Raw genomic sequence first — 3,742 nt, 5'->3', positions numbered from 1 at the left:
ATAATCATATTTCCAGGAAGCGGGTTGTCAAAATATGAATTTTTGTCTTTAACAAGAAGATTAAGTTCCTGATGAATTTCATTCATTGAATTTCTGAACAAGAAGTCTTGGAGGGCATCTGTCAAGGGACGCACTGACTCAATATTGAGACGAATATTGTGAAAATCCACAGCAACTCCCTTTGGAGCACACGTTGGACACAGCCAAAAACTGATACCTCTTCGAGTGGGTGCGTGGGCGTATCGGAAATTGTCAAGGAACTTAAATAATATGCCATTTTCCTTTTTACTTGAGTTAAATTCCTCTATTTGTGCTCCACATACAATGCAAGGATCTGGGTTAATGATATCGCACGGGCCTATCATTATTGTGCAAGTACCGTCTGATTTCTTATCAAACCAAAGCTCTTCAATGATGGCCTCTATTTTTTGGCAATCTTTGTTATAAACTGCCTCTTCAATGATATCTGTATAATATGTAATTTCTTTATTCTCTCTCCTATCGAATCTCATGTATGCTCCCTTTAATCTCTTTTAGGGTCTAATTCCCCGCAGCTTGCTGCGAGTGATGTACCGAAATAGAGAAGTTGATACCCCGCTGCTTGCGGCGCGGTAGTTCATCGGCTAACGGTGCGGGTAGCGGCAGGTATAGAGCGCAGCGGAATACCTGTCCGACTTCACCTGCGTGTTGGACGAACCCGCTACGCGGCAGGCAACTCCCAGCAAATACTTTCCTGCATGATTAACATCTTGCAATATCATTACTATTCGTAATAAAAAGAATGTGGCAGAGCAAGAGGAATATGCCGCTTACATCTATTACGAAAAGGAAGCCGCAATGAACACCAACATGCCCTAGGATCCGCAATTCAACAAGTATCATGCGTATCCTGATGACGTTGAACACCCATCCTGAAATTTGTTGGACACTCATCCCGATCGGGTTTGCACACCGATTCCGGTGTTCTTTGATCACCCGTCTTCGCCCCGCGACGCCTCTCCGATAGGGCTACCTCTTTTCCATGGGGCAAGTCAATCCTTTTTTTCTTCCGCGTCAGTTCTCCTTCCAAGTCGGATTGGTAGGCGTTATGAATGAGACGGCCCAGGATGGCATTGGCCAAGGGTGGGTTTTTCATCCGTTCATGCCACTGTTCCGCCGGGACCCGGCTGGTCAGGAGGGTCGATCGCATGCCGTGGCGGTTCTCCAGGATTTCGAGAAAGTCCCGTTATGATCGAACATACCGATCGCCGGAGTTAGTTTGTGAATTGTATCATAATGACACCTCCGGCATGTTTCCGGATTCTCAGAATTTTCGTAATGTTCAAGGGGCCGGCGGCATGCACTCTACCCCCGGCCATAGTGCAACAAAATCAACTTCATGGACGTCTTTATGAATAAGAAAGGAGGGAACGGCGATGCAAATACGTAATCCGCAGGAAGCCCGTGAAAAAGATCGTGGAACGGAGCGGCGGGAACGGGGCATTTTGCTCCGGAGGAAGATCATGATCGTTCTCTGTCTGTTCCTGGTCATTCCGGCGGGACGAGCATCTTTATCCGCCGCCGACCGGAATCGGGCGAGCGGCCATATCGCTCCACAAGGCAGCGCCGTCTCCGCGCGCAAGCTGTCAAAAGATGGGACGAAACGGGAAACGGCGCCCCGGGGGATGGTCCTGGTGAGAGGCGGCTGTTACAGGATGGGATGCGGAACCTGGCCGAGCGATTGTGATGATGATTCAAAACCGGCCCACGAGATCTGCCTGGATGACTTCTATATCGACAGGTACCCTGTGACGCAGGCGGCCTATCAGCGTGTGATGGGCAGGAACCCTTCGCACTTCAAAGGGATGCGGCATCCGATCGAAAACGTGACCTGGTTCAATGCCCAAGCCTACTGTACAAAGGTGGGCAAACGCCTTCCCACGGAAGCGGAATGGGAATATGCGGCAAGGGGCGGAAGGAATATGCGCAATCGGAAAAAACCGCGGGGAGACACCCTTTTCCTGGGCGATCCCGAGTGCAATGGTTGCGGTTCACAGTGGGACAACCGATCGACATCCCCGGTCGGTAGCTTCCCGCCGAACAGTCTCGGCCTCTACGGTATGGTGGGCAATCTCTTCGAGTGGTGTGTGGACTGGTATGACGCGGGCTATTACGGACGGAGCCCGAAGGATAACCCCAGGGGGGCGCTCAGAGGGACGAAACGTGTGATCAGGGGAAGATCATGGCTGTTTGAACCGGGATTCTTCAGTGCATGGGACCGCATCGGAGATGAGCCGGACGATCGGAACGAGGTAACTGGATTTCGATGTGCCGGGAGCCTGGAAGGGAGACAGCATGTGCGGCGGAAGGAGAGAAAGTGATGCTTACCACCTGCGAAGCCGGTTAGGGAAGGATGCCGCCAGCGGCAACTGTATCGTGATGAAGTTGTAATCAGCCATTCAGGTGGCTGGTATAGGACGACCTCCCAAAATCCGCATTGTGGGAATAGACCCTTTCGCCTTCGTCCCTTTATGCATAAGAGGTAAGTTTTTCTTGTCATACGTCAATATATTTGTTTATGATGTTGCAAACAGGGATCAAACCAGCCTTGGTGGTCCTGACTGCGGGAAATTCAGAAAGCCATGCTCTTATCTTACTGCCTTATGTCTGCCAAGAGGGGGAGTATCGAAAAAGCCGCTTTCTATTTCACGTTGGTGAAATACAAAGCGGCTTACTGATTTATTGTGACAAGCAGGGGAGGTGGAGAATGCTTAAACTTGAATATGGCAAACCGCAACACGAAAAACCTGCATCTTTTACCCGGTTTGTTCTTCCCTTTGCCTACAGCTTGCAACGACTGAATGTTCGAAAAGGTACTTCCGATACCGATTACCAGTGGAAAGAAATTCATGAGGATCGTTATTGGCGTGAGAAATACTTTACCCCTGAAACAGGGAAAGTTCTTTTCAAAAGGGCGAAGTGGTTTCAACTGGAACAGGTAGACAAAGAATGGGATTGGACCTATCCCATGTATTTCAGGGAAGGCAGAATACTGCCGATATCCATGTCGAAGCCACGACTTGTCCTGTTTGAATACACAGAGGAAGAACGGCGCGACATTCCCGAAGGAGGCGATCTGCTCCAGGTCGGTTTTCTGGTCATTGAACTCTTTTTTACAAAAGTTCCAGAAGATACATCACTTGATATGCCGACCTTGGATGATTTGCTGGAATTAAATGAACAGTTTCGGTATTGGGAACGACCTTTTGACCGGCATGAATGCAAAGGATTGTTGGATTTAATGGGGGACATACCTGCATCATTCGGATCTAAAGAGACTCTTGCTGACAGAGCAATAAAACCGGAACAGGATCTCTATGCCGAACGTTGGAAATCATTCTTACGATTCCCGATTTGTTGCCAGGGTAAAACTTTCAGATTCAGCACCGACCTGATTTATGCCGATAACCGCACTTTCACCTGGGCTTGTGCCATCCTGCCTAATGGAGGGGGTGATCTTCGTCGTCAATATGGGCATTTCTTAAAGCCCTGGGAGCTGGGCCATTGGATCAAACTGCTCAATGTCGATGCGCCTGGGGATTCACCCTATGCAACCCACCTCAGCCGGACTTTTGAACGGGAATGGGCCGAAGAGCGGACCTACAAGCGATGGGAAGAGGAGGGAACTTTTTATGGATTCAATTATCATAGCGGCGCAATGCTGGCTCCGCCGGACTCTGATCCGAATCTTTGCGAACACTTC

Annotated in this window: 4 protein-coding genes; 2 read left to right on the top strand and 2 right to left on the bottom strand. The window is 49.5% G+C overall.

Features of this window, described 5'->3' with window-relative positions; genetic code table 11:
* Together GXP58_12220 and GXP58_12215 are read right to left on the bottom strand one after the other, a co-directional pair.
* Positions 1 to 512 (bottom strand): hypothetical protein (locus GXP58_12220; protein NOY54359.1); only part of this gene is annotated, 512 nt, incomplete at its 3' end.
* Between the two features lie 356 nt (positions 513 to 868).
* Entirely contained in the window at positions 869 to 1,189 is a 321-nt protein-coding gene (locus GXP58_12215; protein NOY54358.1) for an ATP-binding protein, read from the bottom strand.
* Between the two features lie 226 nt (positions 1,190 to 1,415).
* Between GXP58_12215 and GXP58_12210 the strand changes: the two genes are divergently transcribed.
* Together GXP58_12210 and GXP58_12205 are read left to right on the top strand one after the other, a co-directional pair.
* On the top strand, positions 1,416 to 2,360 hold the full coding sequence (locus GXP58_12210; GenBank protein ID NOY54357.1) for a formylglycine-generating enzyme family protein: 945 nt from the start codon (positions 1,416 to 1,418) through the stop codon (positions 2,358 to 2,360).
* Positions 2,361 to 2,746: 386 nt separating this feature from the next.
* On the top strand, positions 2,747 to 3,742 hold a 996-nt coding region (locus GXP58_12205; GenBank protein ID NOY54356.1), incomplete at its 3' end, for a hypothetical protein.

Source organism: Deltaproteobacteria bacterium (assembly GCA_013151235.1).
Classification (GTDB): domain Bacteria; phylum CG2-30-53-67; class CG2-30-53-67; order CG2-30-53-67; family CG2-30-53-67; genus JAADIO01.
Note: the sequence above shows the minus strand (reverse complement) of the source record. Positions and strands in the feature narration are given on the sequence as shown.

Bases quoted from the DNA above. Each gene is read 5' to 3' on its own strand.
- GXP58_12215 (NOY54358.1), bottom strand. From the start codon at position 1,189: ATGCGATCGACCCTCCTGACCAGCCGGGTCCCGGCGGAACAGTGGCAT.
- GXP58_12210 (NOY54357.1), top strand. From the start codon at position 1,416: ATGCAAATACGTAATCCGCAGGAAGCCCGTGAAAAAGATCGTGGAACG.